This is a genomic window from Luxibacter massiliensis, from assembly GCF_900604355.1.
GTDB lineage: Bacteria > Bacillota > Clostridia > Lachnospirales > Lachnospiraceae > Luxibacter > Luxibacter massiliensis.
The window spans coordinates 306,659-331,168 of record NZ_UWOE01000001.1 but is presented as its reverse complement, the minus strand read 5'-3'; the positions used below and the strand labels follow the sequence as shown (position 1 = coordinate 331,168).

Genomic DNA, 24,510 nt, shown 5'->3' with positions numbered 1-24,510 from the left:
ATACTATTCTCCCAGAATCTTTACGATTTCCCCAAACACATCATCAATATCGATTGTACCGTCTACCTCTTTGAGAATGCCTGCCCCTGTGTAGTAATCAATAAGAGGCTGTGTCTGTTCATGGTAAACACCGAGTCGTTTTAAGACTGTTTCCGGTTTGTCATCATCTCTGAGTATCAATCCGCCCCCACAATTGTCGCATACGCCTTCCATCTTAGTAGGCGCATACTCTAAGTGATAAGTGGCGCCACATTCTACACATGCCCTTCTTCCTGACATACGGCTGACTATATTTTCATCAGGTACTTCCACATTAACAGCGTAGTCCACTTTCTGTCCCAAAGCAGCAAGTGCTTTATCCAACGCTTCTGCCTGGGGAATAGTTCTGGGGAATCCATCCAGTACGTATCCTTCTGCACAGTCGTCCTGATTCACCCTGTCCACGACAAGATCCACCACCAGCTCATCAGGCACAAGCAGTCCCTGATCCATATAAGTCTTTGCCTTCTGCCCTAACTCTGTGCCGTTTTTAATATTTGCCCTAAAGATATCCCCCGTTGAAATATGGGGAATCTTGTATTTCTCCGCAATTTTTTTTGCCTGTGTACCTTTGCCTGCCCCTGGAGCTCCTAACATAATAATCTTCATACCTGTCCCTCCATTCCTACCGCCGCCTGCTTCACCCTCACAGCGATAAATATCCATATAGCATTTTAACTCGCCAGCCCCATCCCTGCCGGATAAAGCATGAGCGAGCTAAATAGTTTCAGGAAAATCCCCCGCAGCAAGCCACAGAGGATTCACCCCGCGAGCACTCACTTGCCAGATATGCTCCGGCCCGCAGGCTTCGCACCATTTAATAGCCAAGGAAACTATTTTTCATCGAATTTCCTCTATTATTTAAAAATCCTGTGTAATTGCGAACCAGCATCTGGGCTTCAATCTTCTTAATTGTTTCTAAGACAACACCTACGATAATAATCAGGGATGTCCCGCCAAAAGATACGTTTGCATTAAATACGCCATTAAAAAAGAAGGGAATTACCTGTACAATCACAAGGCCACAGGCACCTATAAAGATAATATAATTTAATATCTTCTGCAGGTATTCAACAGTCGGCTTCCCTGGGCGGATCCCCGGGATAAATCCTCCGTTCTTTTTCATGTTATTTGCAATTTCAAGTGGATTAAATGTAATGGATGTATAAAAATATGCAAACAAAATGGTAAGTGCAATATATACAATCAGACCTAATGAATAAACCAAGTTGTCTGGCCTGCACCAATTATTTGAATTCATTGCCCTCAGAATCTGGCTTCCAATGCCGCTGCCCTCTCCCTTTCCAAGAAAAGAGGCAATCACAATGGGTGTCTGCATCAATGATGATGCAAAAATAACTGGTATAACACCTGACGTATTTACCTTCAGAGGGATATGAGTGGACTGCCCGCCATAAGTTTTTCTTCCCTGAACCTTTTTGGAATACTGAACTGCAATCTTCCTCTCACCACCCTGCAGGATGATAACGAATACAATTACAACAAGCAGGACAGCAATTATGACAATCGCCGCCAATCCGCCTTTTGCAAGTGTCTTACCTTTTACGAATAACGTATAAAGGTTAAAAAAGTCATCTGGCACACGGGAAATGATATTGATAAGCAGGACTATAGAAATGCCGTTTCCCACTCCCTTTTCTGTAATACGCTCGCCGATCCACATCAGGAATGCAGATCCGGCTGTAAGTGTACATACTACAACAGCAGCATTTACAAAATTATATTCTACCAGGAGTCCTTGCCTTCCAAATCCTACTGCCATAGCAGTAGATTCTACAAGGGCAAGTACAACTGTGACATAACGTGTAATTGCTGCAATCTTTTTTCTGCCGTCTTCTCCTTCTTTCTGCATCTCCTCCAGCTTTGGTATGGCAATAGTCAGAAGCTGCATAATGATAGAAGAAGTGATGTATGGCGTAATGCTCAGTGCAAATACTGACATCTGGGTAAAGGAACCACCGGTAAATGCATCAAAAAAATTGAATGCATCACCGGTCTGGTTCGCAAAAAAATTCTGTATATAGGTTGGATCCACACCTGGAGTCGGCAGCTGGGAACCAAGTCTGACAACGATCAGCATTAAAAAAGTATAGAAAAGTCTCTTTCGAATATCCTCTATCTGAAATGCTTTCCGTACTGTTTTTAGCATTAGATCACCTCTGCTTTTCCACCAAGGGCCTCAATCTTTTCAGCAGCTTTTGCACTAAATGCATTTGCTTGAACAGTAAGCTTCTTAGTTAACTCTCCATTTCCAAGAATTTTCACTCCATCTTTCGGGTTTTTAACAATGCCCTGCTCCATCAATGTCTCCACTGAAACTGTCATGCCATCTTCAAATACCTCTAAAGCATCTACATTAATACCTATGATTTCTTTGGAATTCCTGCATGTAAACCCTCTCTTTGGTATTCTCCTGTATAAAGGCATCTGACCGCCTTCAAAGCCTGGCCTTGTAGCGCCTGAACGGGCCTTCTGCCCCTTATGGCCTTTACCGGCTGTCTTGCCATTTCCAGAACCATGTCCGCGGCCCCTTCTGAATTTATCATTCTGCTTAGAACCGTCTGCCGGTCTCAAGTTTGATAAGTCCATGATATTACCTCCTTATCTTTTTTATTTACGCTTCTTCTTCAACCTTCACTAAATGTCTAACCTGCTGTACCATGCCTCTGGTTGCTGCATTATCCGGCAGCACAACCGTCTTATTAAGTTTCCTGAGTCCAAGGGCCTTAACAGTCCTCCTATGCTTTGGCACAGCTCCGATTGTAGACTTTACCAGTGTAACTTTTAAATTTGCCATTATATTTTACCTCCTACACGATAGAATAGTCCTCTTTCCTCTGTGCGGCAGAGTATACCTCTGCCTGCATGTACGGCAGAGCCGCTCCTATCTTCCTAGCCTACGATCTCTTCTACTGATTTGCCTCTAAGTTTCGCAACTTCTTCCGGAGTCTTAATCTCTTTAAGTCCCTCAATTGTAGCTAAAACTACATTCTGCTTATTATTGGATCCAAGAGATTTTGTACGGATATTTTTGATTCCTGCCATCTCGATGACCGCACGGGCCGGGCCTCCGGCAATAACACCTGTACCTTCCGGAGCTTTCTTCAGCAGTACGGAAGCACTTCCAAACTTTCCAATAGTATCATGTGTTACACTCTCACTGTCATCCATTGCAACAGTGATTAACTTTTTCATCGCATCTTCTTTCCCTTTACGGATCGCTTCTGGAATTTCAGCAGCCTTTCCTAAACCTGCACCAACATGGCCCTTACCATCGCCGACAACTACTAAAGCTGTGAATCTGAAGTTACGACCACCTTTAACAACCTTGGTAACACGTTTGATTGATACCACTTTTTCTGTTAATTCCATCTGACTAGCATCAATACGTTCCTGTTTCATATGTGTTCTCCCTTCCTAGAAATTCAACCCAGCTTCTCTGGCTGCGTCTGCTAATGCTTTAACTTTTCCCTGATATATAAAGCCGCCTCTGTCAAAGACAACATCTGTAATACCCTTTTCCTTCGCCTTGCCTGCAATTACTTTTCCTAAATATGCTGCGGCGTCAACATTGTTGGTCTTTTCTAATTCTGCTTTCACATCTTTTTGAAGAGTGGAAGCTGCAACCAGAGTATTTCCAACTGTATCATCAATAATCTGTGCATACATATGATTATTACTTCTAAACACAGCCAAACGTGGCCTCTCAGCAGTACCGCTGAAACGGTTACGTAATTTCATGTGTTTTTTTCTACGAACTTCGCTTCTTGATTTCTTACTAACCATTTTCACACTCTCCTTATTTATTTCTTACCAGTCTTACCAACCTTGCGTCTGATAACCTCGTCAGCATACTTAATTCCTTTGCCCTTATATGGCTCCGGTCTTCTCTTGTCTCTGATTTCAGCTGCGTATTGGCCTACTTTTTCTTTATCAATACCTTTTACAGTAATTTTATTCTGACCCTCCAGAACAGTCTCAACGCCTTCTGGATCAATCATCTCAACTGGATGGGAGTATCCCAAGCTTAATGTCAGCTTATTTCCGGATTTCGCAGCTCTGTAACCAACACCGTTGACCTCCAGAACTTTTTGATATCCCTCTGTCACACCAACAACCATGTTGTTGATTAATGTTCTTGTAAGTCCATGCAAAGACTTCATTTTCTTTAAATCATTTGGCCTTGTAACGGTAATTTCTTCGCCGTCTTTCTTGATTTCCATCTCAACCGGAAGCTCTTTTTTAAGAGTCCCCTTTGGCCCTGTTACAGTCACTACGTTATTTTCTGCAATGTCCACAGTTACACCTGCTGGAATTGCGATTGGCAGTCTTCCTATACGTGACATACCTTACCTCCTATAACTTAAATTTTCGGAGAAGCAGCTCAAGGCTTCTCTGTTTTCAGTTGCTTTTCAGGTGTCCTTCTCTTTGGGATCATCCCCCTTACTAAAGCTAAAGAACGCCCTTTTGCCAGGCTCTGTATTTTCCCGGAGGGTACAAGTACCTACCAGATAAAGCAGAGTACTTCGCCGCCCACGCCGAGCTTTCTTGCCTCTTTGTCTGTGACAACACCTTTATTTGTAGAAATAATAGCTGTTCCGAGTCCCCCCAGTACTTTGGGAATATCTTCTGTGTTGGCATAGACGCGGAGTCCAGGCTTGGAAATTCTCTTGAGACCTGAAATAACTTTTTCGTTCTTATCTGCACCATATTTTAAAGTGATATGGATTGTCTTGAAATTTCCATCTTCTACAATATCATATTTTGTGATATATCCTTCGTTGAAGAGGATTTCTGCAATCGCAACCTTCATCTTAGATGCAGGAACATCAACTGTATCATGTTTAGCAGTATTTGCGTTACGGATTCTCGTAAGCATATCTGCAATTGGATCACTCATAGTCATTGATTATTGACCTCCTTATTTCTTTATCGGTTAAACGCTGGTCCTATCCAGGATGTTCTTCCTCCTCTGTCGGAAGAACGGCTGATTTTCCATGCGTAATACACACACTAAGAATTCTTTTTGGTTGTTCTTCCTCCCCTGTCGGAAGAACGGCTGATTTTCTATGTGTGTATAATACACACACTGAGAATTCTTTTTGGTTGTTCTTCCTCCTCTGTCGGAAGAACGGCTGATTTTCTATGTGTAATACACACACTGAGAATTCTTTTTGGTTGTTCTTCCTCCTCTGTCGGAAGAACGGCTGATTTTCTATGTGTAATACACACACTAAGAATTCTTTTTGGTTGTTCTTCCTCCTCTGTCGGAAGAACGGCTGATTTTCTATGTGTGTATAATACACACACTGAGAAAATCATGCCTACCAGCTTGCTTTTCTCACGCCTGGGATTTGTCCTTTATATGCCAGTTCACGGAAGCAAATACGGCAGATCCCATACTTTCTTAAATATGCATGTGGACGTCCGCAGATTCTGCAGCGGCTGTATTCTCTTGTTGAAAATTTAGCTTTGCGCTGCTGTTTGATTTTCATTGATGTCTTTGCCATGAATTTCCCTCCTTTACTTAGTGAATGGCATATTGAACTGTGTCAATAATTCACGGGCTTCTTCGTCAGTTTTGGCTGTTGTAACAAAAATCACATCCATACCTCTGACTTTATCTACTTTATCGTACTCAATTTCAGGGAAAATAAGTTGTTCTTTGATACCAAGAGCATAGTTTCCTCTCCCATCGAATGCATTTGGATTCACCCCTCTGAAGTCACGTACACGGGGCAATGCCAGGTTGATCAGGCGATCCATAAACTCGTACATTCTTTCGCCTCTCAGGGTAACTTTACATCCAATAGCCATGCCCTCTCTGATCTTAAAGTTAGCAACTGAATTCTTAGCTCTTGTGAGAACTGCTTTTTGTCCTGAAATCTTCTCAAGATCTGCAACTGCTGACTCCAAAATCTTCGCATTATCTTTTGCCTCGCCCACACCCATGTTAATGACAACTTTGTGGATCTTCGGCACTTCCATAATATTTTTATATCCAAACTTTTTGATCATTGCATCAACGATCTCATTCTGGTATTGTTCTTTCAGTCTACTCAAAGCCCTGGGCCTCCTTCCTCGAATTAATCAATTACGTCGCCTGTTGATTTAGCAAAACGCACCTTTTTGTCTCCATCCATCTTGAAGCCGATTCTTGTTGTTTTGCCTTTATGGACATACATTACATTTGAAATGTCGATCGGGCCTTCCTGATGGATAATACCGCCATTCTGATTGGCAGCACTCGGTTTTGTGTGCTTTGTCAGCATGTTGACGCCTTCAACCAGAACTTTTCTGTCTTTTTTATTTACAGCAATAACTTTGCCTTCTTTGTCTTTATCCTTACCGGTAATTACTCTGACTGTATCACCCTTTTTAATCTTCATAGTTGACATCTAAAGCACCTCCCTACAGTACTTCCGGAGCTAAAGAAACTATTTTCATAAAATGTTTCTCTCGAAGCTCTCTGGCTACTGGTCCAAAAATACGTGTTCCACGTGGGTTCAAATCGTCTTTTATAATTACAGCAGCATTTTCATCGAATCTGATATAGGAACCATCCTTGCGGCGTGCACCCTTCACAGTACGGACAACCACGGCTTTTACAACATCACCCTTTTTCACAACGCCGCCTGGTGTTGCATCTTTAACAGTTGCAACGATCACATCTCCGATATTGGCATATCTTCTTGTAGAGCCGCCAAGTACACGGATACACAGTAACTCTTTAGCGCCTGTGTTGTCTGCTACTTTAAGTCTGCTTTCTTGTTGTATCATGCAGGTAAACCTCCTTCAATATTGCGAACAGATTATTTCGCTTTTTCCATAATTTCCACAAGTCTCCATCTCTTATCCTTGGACAGAGGCCTTGTTTCCATAACTTTTACTTTATCTCCAACGTTGCACTCATTCTTTTCATCATGAGCCTTCAATTTATAAGTTCTTTTTACGATTTTCTTATAAAGCGGATGCTTAACGTGGTCTTCAACGGCAACAACGATTGTTTTGTCCATTTTGTCACTTACAACCTTGCCTGTACGGGTTTTTCTAAGATTTCTTTCTTCCACAGTTGCTACTCCTTTCAAATTGTTGTAATAAGGAAATTTTCTTCACTAAGCCGGACAGTGCCTGCCAGGTTTGAAAACACCTCTAGGCTAAATCGTGAAAACCTCACTACGCCCTTTGAGCCTCAGTAATCAAAGTCTGAATACGCGCAATATTCTTTCTTACTTCTTTGATTCTGCTAGTATTATCTAACTGATTAGTTGCATTCTGGAATCTCAGGTTGAAAAGCTCCTTTTTAGCAGCTACTAATTCTTCATTTAATTCCTCTACAGATTTCCCTCTTAATTCTTGTACAAATGTATTAATTTTCACTGTTATCACCGCCTTCTAATTCTGCGCGAGAAACGATTTTGCATTTGCAAGGTAACTTGTGCATTGCAAGACGAAGTGCCTCTCTGGCTATTTCTTCTGGTACTCCTGCAATCTCGAACATTACACGGCCTGGCTTTACTACTGCTACCCAGTACTCTAATGCTCCTTTTCCTTTACCCATACGAGTCTCTGCTGGTTTTGCTGTTACAGGTTTGTCTGGAAAGATTTTAATCCAAACTTTACCGCCACGCTTGATATAACGTGTCATAGCAACACGGGCTGCCTCGATCTGGTTAGAACGGATCCAGCATGGTTCTGCTGCAACGATACCGTACTCACCATATGAAATCGTGTTACCCCTCAAAGCTTTACCTTTCATGGTACCACGGAATTGTTTACGACGTTTTACTCTTTTTGGCATTAACATTATTTATCGCTCCCTTCCTTATCTGCTTTAGTCGGAAGAACTTCGCCTTTGTAAATCCAAACCTTTACACCGACTTTTCCGTAAGTTGTGTCAGCTTCTGCGAATCCATAATCAATGTCAGCTCTCAGTGTCTGAAGAGGAATTGTGCCCTCACTGTAAAACTCTGTACGGGCCATATCAGCACCGCCAAGACGCCCTGAAACAGATGTCTTTACACCGAGTGCCCCGGACTTCATTGTCCTTGACATGCAGGACTTCATAGCACGCCTGAATGAAATACGGTTTTCAAGCTGCTGGGCAATATTCTCTGCAACCAGCTGTGCATCCTTATCAGGTCTTTTAATTTCCTTAATATCTACAATCAGCTTCTTTGTTGTATATTGAGCTAACTCTGCCTTTACCTTCTCAATCTCAGAACCGCCTTTACCGATTACAACACCAGGTTTAGCTGTATAGATAATAATCTTAACACGGTCAGATGCCCTCTCAATCTCAATTCTGGAAACACCTGCGCTGTATAATTTCTTTTTAAGGAATTTTCTGATTTCATGGTCTTCTACGAGGTTGTCTGCAAAATCTTTTTCTGCATACCATTTTGAATCCCAGTCTTTGATAATGCCGACTCTTAAACCATGAGGATTAACTTTCTGTCCCATTATTGCCCTCCTTATCTTTCATTAAGCACGATTGTGATGTGGCTCATTCTCTTTTCGATCCTATAAGCTCTTCCCTGTGCTCTTGGCCTAATTCTCTTCATTGTCGGTCCCTTATTTGCATAACACTCTTCAATATAAAGATTCTCGACATTCATACCATTGTTGTTTTCAGCATTAGCAATCGCTGATTTTAATAATTTCTCAATCACACTTGATGCATATCTTGGATTATAAGCCAATATACCAAGCGCCGTCTGTACATCTTTGCCTCTGATGGCATCTAATACAAAACAAGCTTTTTGAACTGACACTCTGGCGTAAGAAATTTTAGCTGACGGCCTAGTGTCTTTCTGCTCATTTCTTTCTCTCTTAATTTGGGATCTATGTCCTTTTGCCATGGATGAACCCTCCTTCCGAATATATTAATAATTATCTAACCCTTGACTTCTTCTCGTCTTTGCCATGTCCTCTATATGTCCTTGTTGCCACGAACTCTCCCAGCTTATGCCCAACCATATCCTCTGTCACATATACAGGTACATGTTTTCTTCCGTCATGGACAGCAAATGTGTGTCCAACAAATGACGGGAAGATTGTAGAACGACGTGACCATGTCTTAACAACTGTTTTATCACCTGCAGCGTTCATAGCATCTACTTTTTTCAGTAAGCTTTTGTCTGCAAATGGTCCTTTTTTAAGTGAGCGACCCATAGGTTCTAACCTCCTTATATACTGAATTATTTTATTGCTTTGCCATCTCTTCTTCTTACAATCAGCTTATTGGAAGACTTATTCTTTTTACGTGTCTTCAGGCCAAGTGCTGGTTTACCCCATGGTGTACACGGTCCTGGACGTCCGATACCAGTCTTACCTTCACCACCACCATGTGGATGGTCATTGGGGTTCATAACAGAACCACGTACTGTAGGCCTGATGCCCATGTGGCGCTTGCGCCCTGCTTTACCTATATTGATCAAATTGTGCTCGCCATTTCCCACAACGCCGATTGAAGCCCTGCAGATAATTGGAACCATTCTCATCTCACCTGAAGGAAGTCTGAGTGTAGCGTATTTTCCTTCTTTCGCCATCAACTGTGCGCTGTTTCCTGCTGAACGCACAAGCTGTCCGCCTTTTCCAGGATATAACTCAATGTTATGGACCTGTGTACCAACAGGGATCGCTGACAACGGCAGGCAGTTACCTGTCTTAACTTCTGCTTCCGGCCCGTTCATAACCTTCATTCCGTCTTTTAAGCCTGCCGGGGCAAGAATATATGCCTTTTCTCCATCTGCGTAGCAGATCAATGCAATATTAGCTGTCCTGTTCGGATCATATTCAATTCCAATTACAGTTGCTGGAATCCCATCTTTCTTTCTCTTAAAATCAATAATTCTATATTTTCTTTTTGCTCCGCCTCCGCGGTGTCTCACTGTAATTTTACCCTGATTATTTCGGCCGGCTGTTCTGCTCTTTGAAGCCAGCAGTGATTTCTCTGGAGTTGTTTTTGTAATCTCCGAAAAATCAGAACCAGTCATCTGCCTTCTGGAAGGTGTATATGGGTTATAAGTTTTAATTCCCATTACTTTCTCTCCTTTCGTCTACCCGTTTATTTGTCATCACGCTTATATGCGTATATTCTGAGCACTCAGTGAGGCCTTTCACGTGCTTCGTGAAATGTACCCCAGCCTGCTTTGCAAGGACTGCCCTAAGCTTAATGGCTGTCGTGTTTCCTCTGTGCTCCCCTGCCTTTCTACAGGCCTTCAAAAATCTCAATATCAGCGCTTTCCGCCGTGAGCTGGACAATCGCTTTCTTTGTTTTTGCTGTTTTCCCATAAGTCATGCCACGTCTTTTTGTCTTGCCTGACATATTCATTGTGTTGACTTTCTTCACTTTTGTCCCTGGGAACATTTTTTCAACAGCTTCTTTTACCTGATTCTTTGTAACCTCTGGGTGAACAAGGAATGTGTATTTCTTATCCGCCATCAGTGCCATTGATTTCTCGGTAACAACTGGTTTAAGGATTACATCATAATATTGAATGTTAGCCATTATGCGTACACCTCCTCAATAGTTGCAACAACAGCCTTAGTAGCAATTACTGTGTTGTATTTTAAAATATCATATACGTTAATCGTATTTGTGTGGGCAGTCTTGACGCCAGGAATATTACGCGCTGAAATCTCAACGTTCTTGTTCTCATCCTCAAGGACCACCAAAGCTTTATTGATATTCAGGTTATTCAGTACTGCCTGGAACTTTTTAGTTTTGATTTCATCAAATTTCAGTTCATCGATCACGATAAACTTTTTATCTTCTACTCTGGAAGTAAGAGCTGACTTCAATGCCGCTCTCTTTTCTTTTTTGTTCATCTTAAAAGAATAATCCCTTGGTACCGGGGCAAATACAACTCCGCCGCCTGTCCACTGTGGAGCTCTTGTTGAACCCTGCCGTGCATGGCCTGTTCCCTTCTGTCTCCATGGTTTTCTTCCGCCTCCGGAAACTTCTGAACGGGTCTTTGCCTTCTGTGTTCCCTGACGTTTGTTTGCAAGCTGGTTTACAACAGCCATGTGTACGAGATGCTCATTAATCTCAACACCAAACACAGCATCGTTCAAATCGATTGTACCAACTTCTTTACCTTCGATATTATAAACAGATACATTTGCCATCTGTGTGTTCCTCCTTTCTGGGTTCGCCAGATTAGTTTGCAGACTTTACAGTTTCTTTAATTGTCACAAGACACTTCCTTGGTCCTGGCACTGAGCCTTTTACCAAAAGCAGATTGTTTTCAGCATCTACTCTGACAACCTCAAGATTCTGAACTGTAATTTGCTTGTTACCCATCTGGCCAGGCATCTTTTTGCCCTTAAATACTTTACTTGGATCAGATGCCGCACCGTTAGAACCAGCATGACGATGGAACTTTGAACCATGTGTCATTGGCCCTCTGCTCTGGTTGTGGCGCTTAATCGCACCCTGGAAGCCTTTCCCTTTTGAAACAGCAGTCGCATCAATCTTATCTCCTGCCTCAAAGATGTCTGCCTTTATTTCCTGAGCCAATGCATATTCCTCTGCATTCTCAAATTTAAATTCTTTTACATACCTTTTGCCAGAAACCCCAGCCTTATCGAAATGGCCTTTCTCAGCTTTGGTCACGCCGTGTCTGTGGGCAATCTCTTTCTTACCACTTTTATCTTTTGTGATAATCTTGTCTTTCTTGTCAACAAACCCGACCTGAACTGCATTATAACCATCATTTTCCACTGTCTTAACCTGTGTTACCACACATGGTCCGGCCTGAAGTACAGTTACCGGAGTCAGCACTCCATCTTCGCTGAAGATTTGAGTCATTCCGACTTTTGTAGCTAAAATAGCTTTCTTCATTATAAATACCTCCTGTGATTTACAGCGGAGCGCATAGTGCGCTCATCCTAAACTTTAGGAATACTGTTTACTTATTTTTCATTTTGATATCAATATAGACACCTGCCGGCATTTCCAACCTAGATAATGCATCCACAGTTTTCTGTGTGGGTGTTATGATATCGATCAGCCTCTTATGAGTTCTCTGCTCGAACTGCTCTCTGGAATCTTTATACTTGTGTACGGCCCTTAAAATTGTAACAACCTCCTTCTTAGTCGGAAGTGGCACCGGTCCGCTCACTTGTGATCCATTCTTTTTTACAGTTTCGATGATTTTCTTAGCAGATGCATCAACCAACTGGTGATCATATGCTTTCAATGTGATTCTCATTACTTGACTTGCCATAAAAAAAGTCGCCTCCTTTTCGTACTATTAACCTCAGTACGACAAGCGGTGACTGTACACTCTCCCGTGTGTGTCGTGAGAAACTCACACGTTGTTTCTCGTCATAAGCACTCCTCAGCTGTCTTTTGGCTGGTTACATGCCAGTTACCGCTATTGGCTTTCATCTTTTAAAGCTCTAATTTGCGGTCATACATTTAACGAGTTACCATTGTGATTCGTACAGTGACTTGTCGCCAGTTTCCTAACTTGACATTCGCTCCACGGAAAACCTGCCAGTATATGTTTTACACTAAACAGCAACCTCTCGCTTCATCGCTATCATGCCACAGCTTTATTAGTATAGCGGATTCACCTCTATATTTCAAGAGCTTTTTCCGAATAATTGTATTTTTTCCAGAACAATTTTTCTTTTTTCCCCTGAAAATACATTGCAGGACACCCTTTAATTTACATAAACGATACCCAGGAGACATCTTAATACAGATGCCTCCTGGGTATTCTCTATTTAATAAATAAACAACTGCACCCAGTACTGTGTTCCATCTTGCCCCTGATAATGCCCTACTCCTATCTTCTCATACGAATCCTGCATGATATTCTCTCTGTGTCCCTGGCTGTTCATCCAGCTGTTCATCACTTCTTCCGGGGATCTTTGGCCAGCTGCTATATTTTCACCTGCTCCGCTATACGAAATACCATATTCACCCAAAACTGTAAAGCATGATGAACCGTCAGGACGGGTGTGTGAAAACAATGCTTCTAATTCCTTTGCCCTAGCCATCGCCGCTTTTTCCAGCTCCGCATCATACTTCAGCGCAGAACGGTTTTCTTTAGCCCGCTCCTGATTAACAATCTCGATCACTTTTGAGGCGGCTTCATTTCCGCTGTTGTTTCCTTGATTGTTGTCCTCAGTTTTCTCCCGGAAATAGTTCTCTGTACTTCCTGGCGGGTTGCCCCCCTTTGGAACAAGCTGGATCTCTATGCCCTCGAGGCGTTTAGCATATCCCGCTGTGCCTGCCGGCTCTCCATTGTGGGCCCATCCCATCCAACCGAAGGTCTGTGCATGGACACGGTAATATATATCATATTGGGCGGCCATATCACCTGTCAGTTCTATTTGTATGGCCTCCAAACGCTTTGCCTGGCCGCTTGTCCCGCTCATAGCTCCATTGCTTACCCAGTCCTGCCAGCCATAGGTCTGTACATGCGTTTTATAACGGACATCTCCTGAAAACTCCGGATCCACAAGCCGAATCTCTATACCTTCCAGGCGCTTTGCCTGGCCGCTTGTCCCGCTCACGGCTCCATCCTGCTTCCACCCCTGCCAGCCATAGGTCTGCACATGGGTTTGGTATTGTATCAACGGATGTCTGTATGCCCCTTCCGCACTGCCAGGAGCAGCTCCGCCTTTTGCTACCAACCTGATTTCTATACCTTCCAAGCGTTTAGCATATCCCGATGAACCGGCATATCCGCCATTTTTGGCCCAACCCATCCAGCCAAAGGTTTGTGCATGAACACGGTAATATACATCATATTTTTCTGCCATACTGCCTGTCAGTTCTATTTGTATGGCCTCCAGGCGTTTCGCTTCACCACTTGTGCCGCTCATATCTCCGTCACTTACCCAATCCTGCCAGCCATAGGTCTGTACATGAGTTCTGTATCGAATCCCGTCTTGATTTCCCAGTTTAATCTTGATTCCTTCCAGACGTTTTGCCTCGCCGCTCGTTCCGCTCATAGCGCCGTCATTTACCCAATCCTGCCAGCCATAGGTCTGTACATGGGTTTGGTAAGTAACACTTATATTTGGATCCTCTGCTGGTTCCAAACTGCCTGAATCGTCGGCAGGAGCAATAGTTCCTTCTCCGCCTTCTGACGCATCCGAAACTTGTCCTGCCACATCTTCTGGCATCGTATTTAAACTCGCTTCCTCTGCAGCGTCTCCTTGGCTCTGCTTCTCTTCACCTGTACCTGCATCACTCTCCAAGTTCCCGGCCTCTTCAGCATGAGACTCTGACTCCTGTTGCTGTGGTTCACTTAGTATTTGCTCATCTCCCAAGACCTCCTCTGCCTGGACTGCTTCTGGTTCGCCAATGCTTGGCGCAAGGCTGGCTTCCTCTGCCAAGGCACCCAAAGACATTGACCACACCATAACTGACGCCACGAGGACAGCAACATACTTCTTCATTTTCATAGATAGACCCCCTTCTTTCTTTAGTACAGCAGAATAGTACTACTGATATATTTTTATTATACCTTATTAGACATTAATAGTCCAATAAGTATAACCTTATGGGACGGAATCTTTGGGTATACGTATATAAATCCATATATCTTTCTTTAATTTCCATTTTCTTTCATTTATCTGCCTTTTTTCTTAAAATATTTTTTAAAGAAAAGCCAAAAATATACTTTTCCCATTGACATTAACGTGGTAAAGTGATATAGTGTGTTCATCTTAAAGTCAATAGCTAAAAAAGAGCATTCCAATCGAGGGCAGATTTTTCTAAAATTAGCTATTTGTCAATAAGAAATGCAAACCACTTATGGTTGCTGTTGCAGTTATGCTGCTGCCGATTGTTTCCCCCAAGAACGTTCTTGCAGCAGTAAACTCCAATTAATATATACATCCTCATTGTAGGACATTCCCCAGATTTGTATATAATACAAACTGCAAGGCAACGAGGAAAAACCTCTCAATGACATACCAAAAGCGAAAGGCACGACTGCGGTCGTGCCTTTCGCTTTTTATTAAACCAGATTTATGCCACAAAATATATTTCTCGAGACAGCTTATAAAAGACATTCTACGCTCCTTCTTCTATACGTGTCCCCATCCACAATAGATATTGGCAGCATCGCCTTAAACAATACTTCTCCCAGGTTCATTTTTTCTCTGCCATAAGTCACTGCCTCATTTTCAGTTTGAGCATAGCGGCAACTGTCTTGGCATCTAAAGCAGTGACATTATTTTCTCCTACCACGCAGGTCTCAATGCCTTCCTCGCTTTTATTAATGTCTTTGATGCCCGACAGGTATTTATTTTCTACTACAAAGCCGCCATTTTTCCCGCTGAACTTCAGGCCCGTAACTGGGATCCCGCGAATTCCCAGCTGTTCACACATATTCGCATAGTCCACGTCGCTGTTCCCCCATCCATCTGATGAGAGAATCACCCCGTCGGCACGCATACATTCTGCCATGACAGCAGCTCTGGTACCCACTAACATTTTATCTTCGTTCTCATCTGGAGTCCCAACAATAAGCACGCCTAATAGGTCAATATCTTCATCTGATGAAACCACATCCAGTAACGGGTCTCTGAAATGGTGTAGTGTCGTCTCCTTGGTTGAAGGTCCTATCCCCATATCTGCCCCTCCTTTTTTCATTCACTGCATTGCCCTAAGTATGCCATCCCGATATTCATTAGGGGTAAGCAGCACAGGCATATTACCCATGTCAATAATAGAACGTCCTCCTTCTACACCAGAAGGCTCCTTAGGAAAAAGCCATGTATCATACATAGCCCCCTGTCCTGCTACCTGTTTTATAATAAGTACTTTTTTCTTGCCGGGACGCACTATATCATGATATTCATGCCGCTCGGCACAAAGATCCCCTTTCAATTTCTTAAGCCGCTCTCTGTATATGCCCACAAACTTGTCGCAGGCACGATGGGCAGCCAAAGGCCCTGGCCTTTCTTGTCCCATCCCTGCTTTCAGGATAACATCGAAGGATATAATATAGTCATCATCCGAAGGGGTGCCAGCCCTCCCCAAATATAACCGTTCCTTTAAATTCCCCTCTGAAGAACCAAATTCATGAGTTTGTTTCCCTTCCGTATCAGCACCAGTAAGCATAACGTACACTCCAGTAAGCGTATGGGTGATCCCTTCTCCCAGTTCCCCAAGCACCTTTGTCGATATTGGGATAATGTCCATAATTGTATTTGTTAGCCTATCATGCGCCCCCGGAGGAATAATGTGAATACCTATACTGTCAATCAACGGCTCCTGGCGCAGGAACTCCTTCGCACACTCTGGATTGACAGTCAGCATCTCCGGGGAGGGAATATCATTTCTTTCATCCTGTATAACTTCCGTAATATGAAATGTCTTGATAACAAGACGCCTTAAATCCTCCTCAACATTGGGCATAAAATACCTCCCGGGTCATAGGGGACAGTCCCTTTTGCAAAAGGGACTGTCCCCTATGACCTCCATTTTTCGATTTGTTTGAGAAAAAAGGGACAATTCCTTTAGGAATGCCCCTTTTTTCTTATTTTTCTACACTTTCGCTACATATTCAAATGGCAGAGGTACTACTTTGCCAGGTGAATCAATTTTAATCAGCTGCTCCAGTGTTGCTTTCATAATATTCGTCTGCATTTCTACATCGTTAGGCGCGCCTGCGTTAGCACCCATAGGGACTAACGGAGCTACAGCACGAGGTGTACCAGTCTGACGGACAACTGGGGGAAGGGCCGCAATAATAATTGTAGGTATTCCAGCCTCTTCAATCGCTCTCTGCACCAATACTGCAGAGCGGTGGCAGGTGCCTCAGCCAGCGGTCAGGATAACTGCATCTACATCTTCTTCTTTGAACATCTGTGCGATTGCAGGCCCTGTTTCATTTTTAAATTTATCCTGATTTCCACCGCCTCCCATAAAGCCGGCATGTACTGGCGCGCAAGCTCTTATAAAACCCTCTGCCGCCAATTCATGGATTCTGTCTATGGGGAACATACAGTTAATATCTTTATTTACATCTCCATTATCATACCCGCCATGGGATACCATCAGTTCGCTTGACGGCGTATCGTTCGTTATCTTTCTCCAGGTAGAGTCTCCGGCAAGGTTAAACCTTTCCTGACTCTTGCAGTGGACGCCTGCAGCTGTTGCAAGGGCAATAGACATATCTTTAAGCTCTTTTTTAACTGGTGTCCACACCGCCGGAGGGGTAATCGGAACGTAAATTTCTGACTGTAACCCTTTTGTGGTTGTCAAACTCATTGTTCTACCTCCTTGTTATTTCTGTCTGCTTTATGCATTTCTTCCTGTCGTCTGTTAGACGCCTCCAGATTGCTTATATATTTATCATTTACTTCAGGGCCAAGCTGCTCTATAAAACTCATGTTCCATGCAACCTCCTGGCCAGCTTTCAGAGGGTAATCACTGATCAGCATGCGCATAGGTATTTTTAGGTACCCCAGCCTGCCTTTCAGATCGATTCCCACGCATCCATCATAGACTTCTACAATGACGCCTTCCATACGGATAATTTTGTCTCCATAGCTCAATGCCTTCATCTTAGTCGTATTTCTCTTTTCTTTTCTCGCTCATCGGCAGGGACTGCTCATTCTTTACCAGTTCGACCGGCTTGCCTGTTACATTAGATATCAATTCCACATTCGTAGACTTGACATTGGGATTCCATTTTCTCTCCGCAGCCTTTACTTCCTCTCCTGCCATGGCATTCTTCAGCATCGAAAGTGCACGGACAGCGTCCTCATGGCAGAGTGTATTGCAGGCAAGCACTTCATTTTCTATACCGGACTCGGATTTATTATTATCAACCATATTAGTCATATATTTATTACCAACGACCAGAGCACCCTGAACTGCGCAGAAAGACATACCAACAACAGGAATTCCACGCATTCCAATCTGCTCATGATGGCTTGCAAAATCAATATGGTTATTTCCAAATCCCTCAGTCGTAATGAAAGCACCGTCTACATCCATCATTTCTACCATCATGCCGACTCTTTTTGAGACATAAAACTTCTCTGAGTTAATCTGCGGACTGCCCACAAATATCACGCCGCAGAGATCCACCTCAGGATCATGGAGTGTTTCCAAAACAAGCGGTTCTCTCCAGTAATGTCTAGACATCTCTTTGGATGCCGGCCCGATACATGTCAGCGCATGGATACATCCGTCTAATACTTCCAGCGGAGAAACACATACCGGCACATTACCAAGATCCACATTCGGCTTTGCCCCAAGTACGCCGACTGGCTCAACAGGAAGGAGCAAATTGTCATGCATGGCTCCTTGTCCCATGATTTCCTTGACAATGACAACCTTTTTCTTGCCTGGCCTTCTGATCTGCTCAAAATTTTCTGTATCTGTAACCAGGGAGTCGTCCTCCAATCCCTTTAACGCCTCTCTGATTTCCTGGGTAATGTGATCCGTGGCAGTATGGGCTGCCAGCGGGCCTGGCCTCTCCATATTCGTCCCTTCTTTAATTGTCACCTGAGTCTTAATGAATATTTCACCTTTATCAGGCGCCCCCGGGCGGTTCCACATAATATTTTCATCCAGATACCCTTCTGAAGAACCAAATTCCCCAATCTGCACTCCATTGGCATCTGTACCTGTAACCATCATAACCACGCCATCCAACACCCTTGTAGTGCCGCTGCCAACCTCATCTTCCCCTTCTTTGCAGGCAATAGGCTGTACATCCATAATCGTTTCCGAGTATGTGTGGTAATTATCTGGATTAATGATATCAATCTTCAGATCATGTACAAGTTCCTGAGATTCTATGCATTCTTTTTCAATTCCCTCGCGGATAAACAATGTGGTCCCTTCAATTTTTGTCTCCGGCCCACGCTTCACCTCTGTAATATTATAATGCTTTCTCACCAGGCTTCTGACCACCTTCTCCTCTGGAGACTTTACAGCCTCCCCGCCAGCTTCGGGGTGATGCGCATCGACAGGCGCCGAAATGGCAGACCCATCTCCGGCAACTCCCATCGGCAGTTCAATATCAATATCTTTCCCTTCACCAATATGGATCTTAAGAACCCCTCCTACTGCTGGAATAGCCGCAGCCGGTGGAACAGGGGGATTTTCCCGAACCGGTGCGGGGTTCTCTTCCGCTTTTTCTTCGGCGGCTTTTGCACCCTCCACCACATCTGGTGTCAATGGGCACAGAGAATCACAAGTCTTAGTAAGCTTAGCTCCCAGTACCTGTTCAATTGTCAGCGCACCTTCCAGGTCTAAAAGTCCAGAATCTACCAGGTCATCAAAGATAGCTGGATCCTCCAGGTTCGCCGCCTGAATAGTAATGCCCTCTTCGGCCCTGCAGCAAAGCACTGCCGGGTCTTTCGCATGTTCTTTTGCTGTTTCAGCTGTAATTGACATACTCTTTTCCTCCTTTTATCTTATACAAATCGGCTTATCTGCCAAATTCATATAGCAACTAAATCAACTCTGGTGCACAAATTTTATTGTGAACCGCCCCTGGCAGGCCAAGTTTATCGGCTTTCAGGGACCTCTATTTCCTATCAGTTACACACAGCTTTTATTTGCCTTCCGGCAGCTGGTCTACCTGTTTAGAAACCGTAAGCCTGCGATAAAGAGGATGGTTAATCGTCCTCATCACGTGATCCGTCTGGTGGAACACTTTTAATTTCATCTTTGGTGCAGAACCCATGACAGTGTTGGAACAATCCGAACAATTACCTATAATGATATATTCTGCGCCATCCTTCTTAAACTGCAGGCATTTTTGGGCCTGTCCCGGACAATTTCCCGGATTCTCACACTTTAAGGTTCCATTCTTCATTTCAACCGCCTGTTTACATCTGCCTACTGACACAACATTACCATGCATTTTCTCACAGATATCACGCATACGTGCTTCGCTCCCACCACAGGCACAGATCAAAAGGCCTACCGGGGCACCATGTAAATCGGGGAGGTCAATGGTAACAATTATGCCCCCAGTCGTTTTCGTAACAGGTGCATCCAATGTTGTTGGAGTTCCTGTGAAAGGCCCTCCCATGATAATCTCGCCATATACGCCATCAATACCGCCTGCCTGGCTGATCAGGTCTCCTACACTTGTCCCAACGGGAACATCCATATAAACATGGGGCTGATTCCCGCCATTTATCTTACCTATAATAGTCATATTTTTACTGTAACATGGTTTTCTCTGCTCAATAGCTTCTGCTACACGCAAAACCGTTTCCACATTTATCACAATGGAGTCTGCCGCTGACGGCAGCTGTGTAGGATCCAGCAACTTGCCCAGCGCTTCCCTCACAACAGCACGCTCTTCACCCATAGGATAAATATCTGGCAAAAGATGGATAAATATAGACTCTTCCTCCTGAATTGCGCTGCGGATTATTTCCACAGCCTTCTTATTTTTCGCTTTAATTGCGATAATAGCTTTAGCTGCATTAGAAATCTCCATACAGTATTTAATCCCTCTGAGTGTTATCTCCATATTCTCCTCAATTTGCCGGATATTATGGTATAATCCCGGCTCGCACTCAGCCGCATTTACCAAAATATATCCGCCTTTCAGATCCGTGCCAAGCTTAACGCCTGTAGGAAAACCAGCTCCGCCCATCCCGACTACACCGGCCTCCTTCACCATATCCAGATACGTCCCTTCACTGATTGGAACAAATCCTTCTTTCTGTTCTTCATCAGGCCTGATAACAACCCGGTCCTCAAGAACAGCTTCCACTTCCCCATATACACTAGAAAAAATATTAGCGCCAAGGCCTTCCGGTACAGCCAACAATGTGCCCTTCTCCACTTCATCCCCGGTTTCAACAACTGGCTTACACGGAGCACCTACATGCTGCCTCAGCAAAAACTGTAAATTTCCCATGTCCGTTCTCCTTTTAGATTTATTCTTACCTGACCAGTTTTACTCAAATCAGCCATGCCTGAAACTTTCCGCGCCTGAAAGGAGGTATTACCCATCCCCCCGGCTCTGCCTCAGCGCAAACCTGTACAGTCTGGTGCATGGTATTTCAATTATTCATACTATCTATAAATCAATCTGCATATATGCCGCAGATTTTTTTTGGCGGAGGTATGTGGGAATCGAACCCACCCAGGACGCTACAAACGCCCAACACTGGTTTTGAAGACCAGGAGGCACACCAGTTACCTTTCTACCCCCAAATCACCTATACTGGCATAAAAAGCAGCCAGCCGACAAAAAGCATTAAAAATTTTGTAAATCCTACATACTATCCAATAATTTATTTTTGCCTTATTACGTTTTTATATTATCAAATAATCGTTGACTTTTCAAGGGTTTTCATACATAATAATGAATATAAACTGAACTTCATACTAGAATGTAGTCTATTTTATGGTTTTGGAAATTACTAATTAGCATATTCCGACAGAATATTTTCCTTAATTAATGCAAATCCTTTAAAGGCCGATAATTTTAGACATATTTCCGGAAATCATTTATAGACAAATTCTATAAACTACCTATCAGGAGGAAGGACTATGAATTACAATCCCAAAATCAACCTGGACGCATTTGAAGCATCTTTCAAAGCTATCGATACTCATACCGTGGGGGAATTTACCCGTATTATTATGTCTGGTTTTCCAGAATTGAAAGGAAATACCATGATGGAGCGCAAGCAGTATTTGGCAAAAAATTTTGATAAGTACCGCCAGGCTCTTATGTTTGAACCCAGAGGGCACCACGACATGTTTGGCGCCCTGGTCACAGAGCCAGTAAATCCTGAGGCCGACTTTGGTGTTATATTCATGGATACCGGCGAATATCTTAATATGTGCGGCCACGGTACTATCGGCACTACAACTGCCTTAATTGAGGCAGGTTTAGTTCCTGCCAAAGAGCCTTACACAGAAGTAGTATTGGACGCTCCAGCCGGACTTATTCGTGTAAAGGCAGAAGTTAAGAATAATAAAGTTCTTAATGTCACCCTCACCAATGTACCGGCATTTCTATATAAAGAGAACCTGACTACAGTAATCGACGGAAAATCAGTTCAGTATGACATCGCATTCGGGGGAAGTTTTTTTGCACTGGTGGATATCGAACAACTTGGTTGGACAGTTGACAAGGAATCCATTCCCAAACTAACTGACTTTGGGATGAAGCTGGTACGTCAAGTAAATAGGGAAGTGGAGATTAAGCATCCCGAACTGGATATTACCACTGTAGATCTGGCAGAATTGTACTGCCACACAGGGACAGAAGGATGTGATTATCGAAACGTAGTAATTTTCGGAGATTATATGGCTGACCGGTCCCCCTGTGGAACAGGCACAAGCGCAAAACTTGCCACATTGTACTCACGGGGAGAGATTAAAATTGGAGAACCATTTGTATATGAAAGTTTTATCGGTTCTCAATTTAAAGGAGTCATAAAAGAGGAGACAACAGTTGGGGCGTTTCACGCGGTGATTCCTCAAATTACGGGAAGCGCTTATGTCACAGGAGAGTCCACTTATGTAATCGACCCTGATGACCCTCTCAAATATGGTTTTAAAGTATCCCGCGGAGAGTAAAGCCTGCAGGCCAATACAATTTTGAAACTAATATCTTATTGAAAATTACCAGTTCAATAAATATACCTTGTCGGACGAAGTCCGCCCGCCCCTTTGGGGCCTGTTTCATGGGGTGCCCTTTGGGTATACCTTGTCGGACGAAGTCCGCCCGCCCCTTGGGGGCCTGCCTTATGGGGTGCCCTTTGGGTATACCTTGTCGGACGAAGTCCGCCTGCCCCTTGGGGGCCTGTTTTATGGGGTGCCCTTTGGGTATACCTCGTCGTACGAAGTCCGCCCGCCCCTTGGGGCCTGCCTTATGGGGTGCCTTTTGGGTATACCTTGTCGGACGAAGTCCGCCCGCCCCTTGGGGGTCCTTTAGGTGTGGAAGTTTAATTATAGGGGAGCTGTTGCAAAATGTTAATATCCGGCAAGAGATAGTCTAAGTCTTCTTTCAATACTATTATTTTGTCTGAAATTCGTTTTGTAACAGCTCTTTTTCCATATTTATCACATCGGTAACTTAGAATTTTATTGCACTATGTTTTCCCGCTCATAGTGACAAGGGTTAAAGAATGCCTTTAGATGTGTTATACTTACTATGTAAAGAATATCTAAATTTTATAAGGAGAGTGAGATTATTATGCCCCGTAAAAAACAAAGTACAAAAAGCAGAATCGTAAAAGCCGCCTGGAATTTATTTTACAAAAATGGATACGATGATACGACTGTAGAGGATATTATCAAACTTTCCAAAACATCAAAAGGAACCTTTTACCACTACTTCAAGGGAAAGGATGCTCTGCTTTCCACATTGTCTGATCTTTTTGACCAAAAATACGAAGAAATAAATGCATCCCTTGATAAAACCCTTTCTTCCAGAGACAAACTACTGCTCCTCAACCACGAGCTGTTTTATATGATTGAGACCAGTATTGATTTAAATTTGCTGGCCTCCTTATACTCCTCACAGCTGGTTACCCGGGACAACCGCTCGCTGCTGGACGATGACCGCTATTATTTCCAACTAATATCCGAAATTATAACAGAAGGTATACACTCTGGCGAATTTAGCCATACTTCAGCCTCAGAGGACTTGATTAAAATATATACTATGTATGAGAGAGGACTTCTATATGACTGGGCACTCTGCGGAGGCAATTACTCACTTTCCGCATACAGCGACAGGCTGCTGCCACATGTGCTGGATGGGTTTAAACAGGGTATAGGACAAAAAGGCAAAGCATGACCCTTTTATTTCCAGAAAAGGCTGTTTGATTAGCACGGCCCTTAAGTATACTCAAAAAGCCGACACATGAGAATCTGCTGCCATCTCTAAACATAGTGATGGCAACAGCGTCTACTGTGCCGGCTCTTTTTAAGGCCTTTTATACCATACATTCCTGTATGGCTTCGTATTCAATAGCAGTTGCTTCCATCATTTCCTCAAGCACAGATTTATCTTCAAGCTGTGCACACCAGGAAAGTCCGCACCCGGCGGACAGGCTGCGAGGCACGGGAATCAGCCTCCCAGGGATTTTCATCCCTTTACATGCACTTTCCATAGCCATAGCATCTGCTGTTGTGTGAAATGTGACTACCAGTTTTAATTCTTTTTTTCTCATTCTACTCGATTGTTACTGCGAAGCCATCTTCTGTCTCTGTTGACGCGGCTTTTCTCCCATGCTCTCTTGCAAATTTTTCCACGTTCATTTTCTGGTGCGGCTCTGTAACCAGGACCTTCACTGGCCCCGATGTCTCTTTCATAGCCTCCGCTGTCATCATCAAAGGTTCTGGACAGGACAGACCTCTTGCATCTACTTCTTTCATAATATTAACCTTCTTTCTCAGAATACTACTAAATCACTTATAATTCAACTATTTTTCTGATGAACCCCGAAGGGGTCTGTCCCTTTTGCAAA

General features: G+C 43.5%; 34 protein-coding genes and 1 tRNA gene. 2 read left to right on the top strand and 33 right to left on the bottom strand.

Going from position 1 to position 24,510, the window contains the following annotated elements; genetic code table 11:
* Positions 1-3 precede the first annotated feature (3 nt).
* The 31 genes from EFA47_RS01690 to EFA47_RS01525 all read right to left on the bottom strand — a co-directional run bounded on the left by EFA47_RS01690 (position 4) and on the right by EFA47_RS01525 (position 21,233).
* Entirely contained in the window at positions 4-648 is a 645-nt protein-coding gene (locus EFA47_RS01690; RefSeq protein WP_122641730.1) for an adenylate kinase, read from the bottom strand.
* A 208-nt stretch (positions 649-856) separates the two neighbouring features.
* Positions 857-2,209: a preprotein translocase subunit SecY gene (secY, locus tag EFA47_RS01685; RefSeq protein ID WP_122641729.1), complete on the bottom strand. Its 1,353-nt coding sequence runs from the start codon at positions 2,207-2,209 to the stop codon at positions 857-859.
* Entirely contained in the window at positions 2,209-2,649 is a 441-nt protein-coding gene (rplO, locus tag EFA47_RS01680) for a 50S ribosomal protein L15 (RefSeq protein WP_122641728.1), read from the bottom strand. The genes secY and rplO overlap by 1 nt, the downstream gene beginning before the upstream one ends.
* 25 nt (positions 2,650-2,674) lie before the next feature.
* Complete coding sequence (rpmD, locus tag EFA47_RS01675; RefSeq protein WP_122641727.1) at positions 2,675-2,857, bottom strand: 50S ribosomal protein L30; 183 nt, start codon at positions 2,855-2,857, stop codon at positions 2,675-2,677.
* Between the two features lie 95 nt (positions 2,858-2,952).
* Complete coding sequence (gene rpsE, locus EFA47_RS01670; protein ID WP_122641726.1) at positions 2,953-3,462, bottom strand: 30S ribosomal protein S5; 510 nt, start codon at positions 3,460-3,462, stop codon at positions 2,953-2,955.
* Positions 3,463-3,477: 15 nt separating this feature from the next.
* The gene (rplR, locus tag EFA47_RS01665; protein ID WP_122641725.1) at positions 3,478-3,846 is read right to left on the bottom strand and encodes a 50S ribosomal protein L18; all 369 of its coding nucleotides are present in this window, start codon (positions 3,844-3,846) and stop codon (positions 3,478-3,480) included.
* A gap of 17 nt (positions 3,847-3,863) precedes the next feature.
* Positions 3,864-4,406, bottom strand: coding sequence for a 50S ribosomal protein L6 (gene rplF, locus EFA47_RS01660; RefSeq protein ID WP_122641724.1), 543 nt, complete (start codon positions 4,404-4,406; stop codon positions 3,864-3,866).
* A gap of 158 nt (positions 4,407-4,564) precedes the next feature.
* Positions 4,565-4,966: a 30S ribosomal protein S8 gene (gene rpsH, locus EFA47_RS01655; protein ID WP_122641723.1), complete on the bottom strand. Its 402-nt coding sequence runs from the start codon at positions 4,964-4,966 to the stop codon at positions 4,565-4,567.
* Between the two features lie 418 nt (positions 4,967-5,384).
* Positions 5,385-5,570, bottom strand: coding sequence for a type Z 30S ribosomal protein S14 (locus EFA47_RS01645; protein WP_122641721.1), 186 nt, complete (start codon positions 5,568-5,570; stop codon positions 5,385-5,387).
* A 13-nt stretch (positions 5,571-5,583) separates the two neighbouring features.
* Positions 5,584-6,123, bottom strand: coding sequence for a 50S ribosomal protein L5 (gene rplE, locus EFA47_RS01640; RefSeq protein ID WP_122641720.1), 540 nt, complete (start codon positions 6,121-6,123; stop codon positions 5,584-5,586).
* Between the two features lie 23 nt (positions 6,124-6,146).
* Positions 6,147-6,458 carry a 50S ribosomal protein L24 gene (gene rplX, locus EFA47_RS01635; RefSeq protein WP_122641719.1) on the bottom strand — a complete coding sequence of 104 codons (312 nt, stop codon included), beginning with the start codon at positions 6,456-6,458 and terminating at the stop codon, positions 6,147-6,149.
* 13 nt (positions 6,459-6,471) lie between these two features.
* A complete protein-coding gene (gene rplN / locus EFA47_RS01630; RefSeq protein ID WP_117990125.1) occupies positions 6,472-6,840 on the bottom strand; it encodes a 50S ribosomal protein L14 in 369 nt (122 codons plus the stop codon).
* A gap of 32 nt (positions 6,841-6,872) precedes the next feature.
* Positions 6,873-7,130 (bottom strand): 30S ribosomal protein S17, encoded by a 258-nt coding sequence (gene rpsQ, locus EFA47_RS01625; RefSeq protein ID WP_122641718.1) that lies wholly within the window; start codon positions 7,128-7,130, stop codon positions 6,873-6,875.
* Between the two features lie 106 nt (positions 7,131-7,236).
* Positions 7,237-7,440 carry a 50S ribosomal protein L29 gene (gene rpmC / locus EFA47_RS01620; protein WP_122641717.1) on the bottom strand — a complete coding sequence of 68 codons (204 nt, stop codon included), beginning with the start codon at positions 7,438-7,440 and terminating at the stop codon, positions 7,237-7,239.
* On the bottom strand, positions 7,430-7,867 hold the full coding sequence (gene rplP / locus EFA47_RS01615; RefSeq protein WP_122641716.1) for a 50S ribosomal protein L16: 438 nt from the start codon (positions 7,865-7,867) through the stop codon (positions 7,430-7,432). Before rplP ends, rpmC begins: the two co-directional genes overlap by 11 nt.
* Positions 7,867-8,523, bottom strand: a complete 657-nt coding sequence (gene rpsC / locus EFA47_RS01610; protein ID WP_122641715.1) for a 30S ribosomal protein S3 — start codon at positions 8,521-8,523, stop codon at positions 7,867-7,869. The genes rplP and rpsC overlap by 1 nt, the downstream gene beginning before the upstream one ends.
* An 11-nt stretch (positions 8,524-8,534) precedes the next feature.
* Positions 8,535-8,921, bottom strand: coding sequence for a 50S ribosomal protein L22 (rplV, locus tag EFA47_RS01605; protein ID WP_122641714.1), 387 nt, complete (start codon positions 8,919-8,921; stop codon positions 8,535-8,537).
* Positions 8,922-8,952: 31 nt separating this feature from the next.
* Positions 8,953-9,234, bottom strand: a complete 282-nt coding sequence (gene rpsS / locus EFA47_RS01600; RefSeq protein WP_122641713.1) for a 30S ribosomal protein S19 — start codon at positions 9,232-9,234, stop codon at positions 8,953-8,955.
* 26 nt (positions 9,235-9,260) lie between these two features.
* Positions 9,261-10,103: a 50S ribosomal protein L2 gene (rplB, locus tag EFA47_RS01595; protein WP_122641712.1), complete on the bottom strand. Its 843-nt coding sequence runs from the start codon at positions 10,101-10,103 to the stop codon at positions 9,261-9,263.
* Between the two features lie 170 nt (positions 10,104-10,273).
* Positions 10,274-10,573, bottom strand: a complete 300-nt coding sequence (gene rplW, locus EFA47_RS01585) for a 50S ribosomal protein L23 (protein ID WP_122641710.1) — start codon at positions 10,571-10,573, stop codon at positions 10,274-10,276.
* A complete protein-coding gene (gene rplD / locus EFA47_RS01580; RefSeq protein ID WP_122641709.1) occupies positions 10,573-11,193 on the bottom strand; it encodes a 50S ribosomal protein L4 in 621 nt (206 codons plus the stop codon). The genes rplW and rplD overlap by 1 nt, the downstream gene beginning before the upstream one ends.
* Before the next feature lie 31 nt (positions 11,194-11,224).
* On the bottom strand, positions 11,225-11,908 hold the full coding sequence (gene rplC / locus EFA47_RS01575; protein ID WP_122641708.1) for a 50S ribosomal protein L3: 684 nt from the start codon (positions 11,906-11,908) through the stop codon (positions 11,225-11,227).
* Positions 11,909-11,975: 67 nt separating this feature from the next.
* Entirely contained in the window at positions 11,976-12,293 is a 318-nt protein-coding gene (rpsJ, locus tag EFA47_RS01570; RefSeq protein WP_004607300.1) for a 30S ribosomal protein S10, read from the bottom strand.
* A gap of 505 nt (positions 12,294-12,798) precedes the next feature.
* Positions 12,799-14,490 carry a CAP domain-containing protein gene (locus EFA47_RS01560; RefSeq protein WP_122641706.1) on the bottom strand — a complete coding sequence of 564 codons (1,692 nt, stop codon included), beginning with the start codon at positions 14,488-14,490 and terminating at the stop codon, positions 12,799-12,801.
* Positions 14,491-15,202: 712 nt separating this feature from the next.
* Positions 15,203-15,664, bottom strand: coding sequence for a glycine/sarcosine/betaine reductase component B subunit (locus EFA47_RS01555; RefSeq protein WP_122641705.1), 462 nt, complete (start codon positions 15,662-15,664; stop codon positions 15,203-15,205).
* Positions 15,665-15,685: 21 nt separating this feature from the next.
* On the bottom strand, positions 15,686-16,453 hold the full coding sequence (gene prdD / locus EFA47_RS01550) for a proline reductase cluster protein PrdD (RefSeq protein WP_122641704.1): 768 nt from the start codon (positions 16,451-16,453) through the stop codon (positions 15,686-15,688).
* A gap of 129 nt (positions 16,454-16,582) precedes the next feature.
* On the bottom strand, positions 16,583-17,308 hold the full coding sequence (gene prdB, locus EFA47_RS01545) for a D-proline reductase (dithiol) protein PrdB (RefSeq protein ID WP_122641703.1): 726 nt from the start codon (positions 17,306-17,308) through the stop codon (positions 16,583-16,585).
* Positions 17,305-17,595: a CBO2463/CBO2479 domain-containing protein gene (locus EFA47_RS01540; RefSeq protein ID WP_122644364.1), complete on the bottom strand. Its 291-nt coding sequence runs from the start codon at positions 17,593-17,595 to the stop codon at positions 17,305-17,307. Before EFA47_RS01540 ends, prdB begins: the two co-directional genes overlap by 4 nt.
* A 10-nt stretch (positions 17,596-17,605) precedes the next feature.
* On the bottom strand, positions 17,606-19,450 hold the full coding sequence (gene prdA / locus EFA47_RS01535; RefSeq protein WP_122641702.1) for a D-proline reductase (dithiol) proprotein PrdA: 1,845 nt from the start codon (positions 19,448-19,450) through the stop codon (positions 17,606-17,608).
* A 160-nt stretch (positions 19,451-19,610) separates the two neighbouring features.
* Positions 19,611-20,936, bottom strand: a complete 1,326-nt coding sequence (gene prdC / locus EFA47_RS01530; protein ID WP_122641701.1) for a proline reductase-associated electron transfer protein PrdC — start codon at positions 20,934-20,936, stop codon at positions 19,611-19,613.
* Between the two features lie 199 nt (positions 20,937-21,135).
* Positions 21,136-21,233: transfer RNA gene (locus EFA47_RS01525), tRNA-Sec, on the bottom strand.
* A gap of 341 nt (positions 21,234-21,574) precedes the next feature.
* Between EFA47_RS01525 and EFA47_RS01520 the strand changes: the two genes are divergently transcribed.
* On the top strand, positions 21,575-22,612 hold the full coding sequence (locus tag EFA47_RS01520) for a proline racemase family protein (protein WP_122641700.1): 1,038 nt from the start codon (positions 21,575-21,577) through the stop codon (positions 22,610-22,612).
* 619 nt (positions 22,613-23,231) lie between these two features.
* Positions 23,232-23,837 carry a TetR/AcrR family transcriptional regulator gene (locus EFA47_RS01515; protein ID WP_122641699.1) on the top strand — a complete coding sequence of 202 codons (606 nt, stop codon included), beginning with the start codon at positions 23,232-23,234 and terminating at the stop codon, positions 23,835-23,837.
* A gap of 139 nt (positions 23,838-23,976) precedes the next feature.
* On the opposite strand, the gene EFA47_RS01510 is transcribed toward EFA47_RS01515, so the two are convergent.
* Both EFA47_RS01510 and EFA47_RS01505 read right to left on the bottom strand, forming a co-directional pair.
* Positions 23,977-24,213: a DUF3343 domain-containing protein gene (locus EFA47_RS01510; protein WP_122641698.1), complete on the bottom strand. Its 237-nt coding sequence runs from the start codon at positions 24,211-24,213 to the stop codon at positions 23,977-23,979.
* Between the two features lies 1 nt (position 24,214).
* Positions 24,215-24,418, bottom strand: a complete 204-nt coding sequence (locus EFA47_RS01505) for a sulfurtransferase TusA family protein (RefSeq protein ID WP_122641697.1) — start codon at positions 24,416-24,418, stop codon at positions 24,215-24,217.
* Positions 24,419-24,510 lie beyond the last annotated feature (92 nt).

Excerpts from the sequence above, each read along its gene's own strand:
- prdD (WP_122641704.1), bottom strand. The coding sequence starts at position 16,453 with ATGCCCAATGTTGAGGAGGATTTAAGGCGTCTTGTTATCAAGACATTT.
- prdA (WP_122641702.1), bottom strand. The coding sequence starts at position 19,450 with ATGTCAATTACAGCTGAAACAGCAAAAGAACATGCGAAAGACCCGGCA.
- EFA47_RS01555 (WP_122641705.1), bottom strand. The coding sequence starts at position 15,664 with ATGGGGATAGGACCTTCAACCAAGGAGACGACACTACACCATTTCAGA.
- EFA47_RS01520 (WP_122641700.1), top strand. The coding sequence starts at position 21,575 with ATGAATTACAATCCCAAAATCAACCTGGACGCATTTGAAGCATCTTTC.
- rplW (WP_122641710.1), bottom strand. The coding sequence starts at position 10,573 with ATGGCTAACATTCAATATTATGATGTAATCCTTAAACCAGTTGTTACC.
- rpsJ (WP_004607300.1), bottom strand. The coding sequence starts at position 12,293 with ATGGCAAGTCAAGTAATGAGAATCACATTGAAAGCATATGATCACCAG.
- EFA47_RS01510 (WP_122641698.1), bottom strand. The coding sequence starts at position 24,213 with ATGAGAAAAAAAGAATTAAAACTGGTAGTCACATTTCACACAACAGCA.
- rpmD (WP_122641727.1), bottom strand. The coding sequence starts at position 2,857 with ATGGCAAATTTAAAAGTTACACTGGTAAAGTCTACAATCGGAGCTGTG.
- rplO (WP_122641728.1), bottom strand. The coding sequence starts at position 2,649 with ATGGACTTATCAAACTTGAGACCGGCAGACGGTTCTAAGCAGAATGAT.
- rpsC (WP_122641715.1), bottom strand. The coding sequence starts at position 8,523 with ATGGGACAGAAAGTTAATCCTCATGGTTTAAGAGTCGGCATTATCAAA.
- secY (WP_122641729.1), bottom strand. The coding sequence starts at position 2,209 with ATGCTAAAAACAGTACGGAAAGCATTTCAGATAGAGGATATTCGAAAG.
- EFA47_RS01515 (WP_122641699.1), top strand. The coding sequence starts at position 23,232 with ATGCCCCGTAAAAAACAAAGTACAAAAAGCAGAATCGTAAAAGCCGCC.
- rplX (WP_122641719.1), bottom strand. The coding sequence starts at position 6,458 with ATGTCAACTATGAAGATTAAAAAGGGTGATACAGTCAGAGTAATTACC.
- prdC (WP_122641701.1), bottom strand. The coding sequence starts at position 20,936 with ATGGGAAATTTACAGTTTTTGCTGAGGCAGCATGTAGGTGCTCCGTGT.
- rplD (WP_122641709.1), bottom strand. The coding sequence starts at position 11,193 with ATGGCAAATGTATCTGTTTATAATATCGAAGGTAAAGAAGTTGGTACA.
- rplB (WP_122641712.1), bottom strand. The coding sequence starts at position 10,103 with ATGGGAATTAAAACTTATAACCCATATACACCTTCCAGAAGGCAGATG.
- rplF (WP_122641724.1), bottom strand. The coding sequence starts at position 4,406 with ATGTCACGTATAGGAAGACTGCCAATCGCAATTCCAGCAGGTGTAACT.
- EFA47_RS01560 (WP_122641706.1), bottom strand. The coding sequence starts at position 14,490 with ATGAAAATGAAGAAGTATGTTGCTGTCCTCGTGGCGTCAGTTATGGTG.
- rplC (WP_122641708.1), bottom strand. The coding sequence starts at position 11,908 with ATGAAGAAAGCTATTTTAGCTACAAAAGTCGGAATGACTCAAATCTTC.
- rplP (WP_122641716.1), bottom strand. The coding sequence starts at position 7,867 with ATGTTAATGCCAAAAAGAGTAAAACGTCGTAAACAATTCCGTGGTACC.
- EFA47_RS01690 (WP_122641730.1), bottom strand. The coding sequence starts at position 648 with ATGAAGATTATTATGTTAGGAGCTCCAGGGGCAGGCAAAGGTACACAG.
- rplV (WP_122641714.1), bottom strand. The coding sequence starts at position 8,921 with ATGGCAAAAGGACATAGATCCCAAATTAAGAGAGAAAGAAATGAGCAG.
- rpsE (WP_122641726.1), bottom strand. The coding sequence starts at position 3,462 with ATGAAACAGGAACGTATTGATGCTAGTCAGATGGAATTAACAGAAAAA.
- EFA47_RS01505 (WP_122641697.1), bottom strand. The coding sequence starts at position 24,418 with ATGAAAGAAGTAGATGCAAGAGGTCTGTCCTGTCCAGAACCTTTGATG.
- EFA47_RS01645 (WP_122641721.1), bottom strand. The coding sequence starts at position 5,570 with ATGGCAAAGACATCAATGAAAATCAAACAGCAGCGCAAAGCTAAATTT.
- rplN (WP_117990125.1), bottom strand. The coding sequence starts at position 6,840 with ATGATACAACAAGAAAGCAGACTTAAAGTAGCAGACAACACAGGCGCT.
- rpsH (WP_122641723.1), bottom strand. The coding sequence starts at position 4,966 with ATGACTATGAGTGATCCAATTGCAGATATGCTTACGAGAATCCGTAAC.
- rplR (WP_122641725.1), bottom strand. The coding sequence starts at position 3,846 with ATGGTTAGTAAGAAATCAAGAAGCGAAGTTCGTAGAAAAAAACACATG.
- rpsS (WP_122641713.1), bottom strand. The coding sequence starts at position 9,234 with ATGGGTCGCTCACTTAAAAAAGGACCATTTGCAGACAAAAGCTTACTG.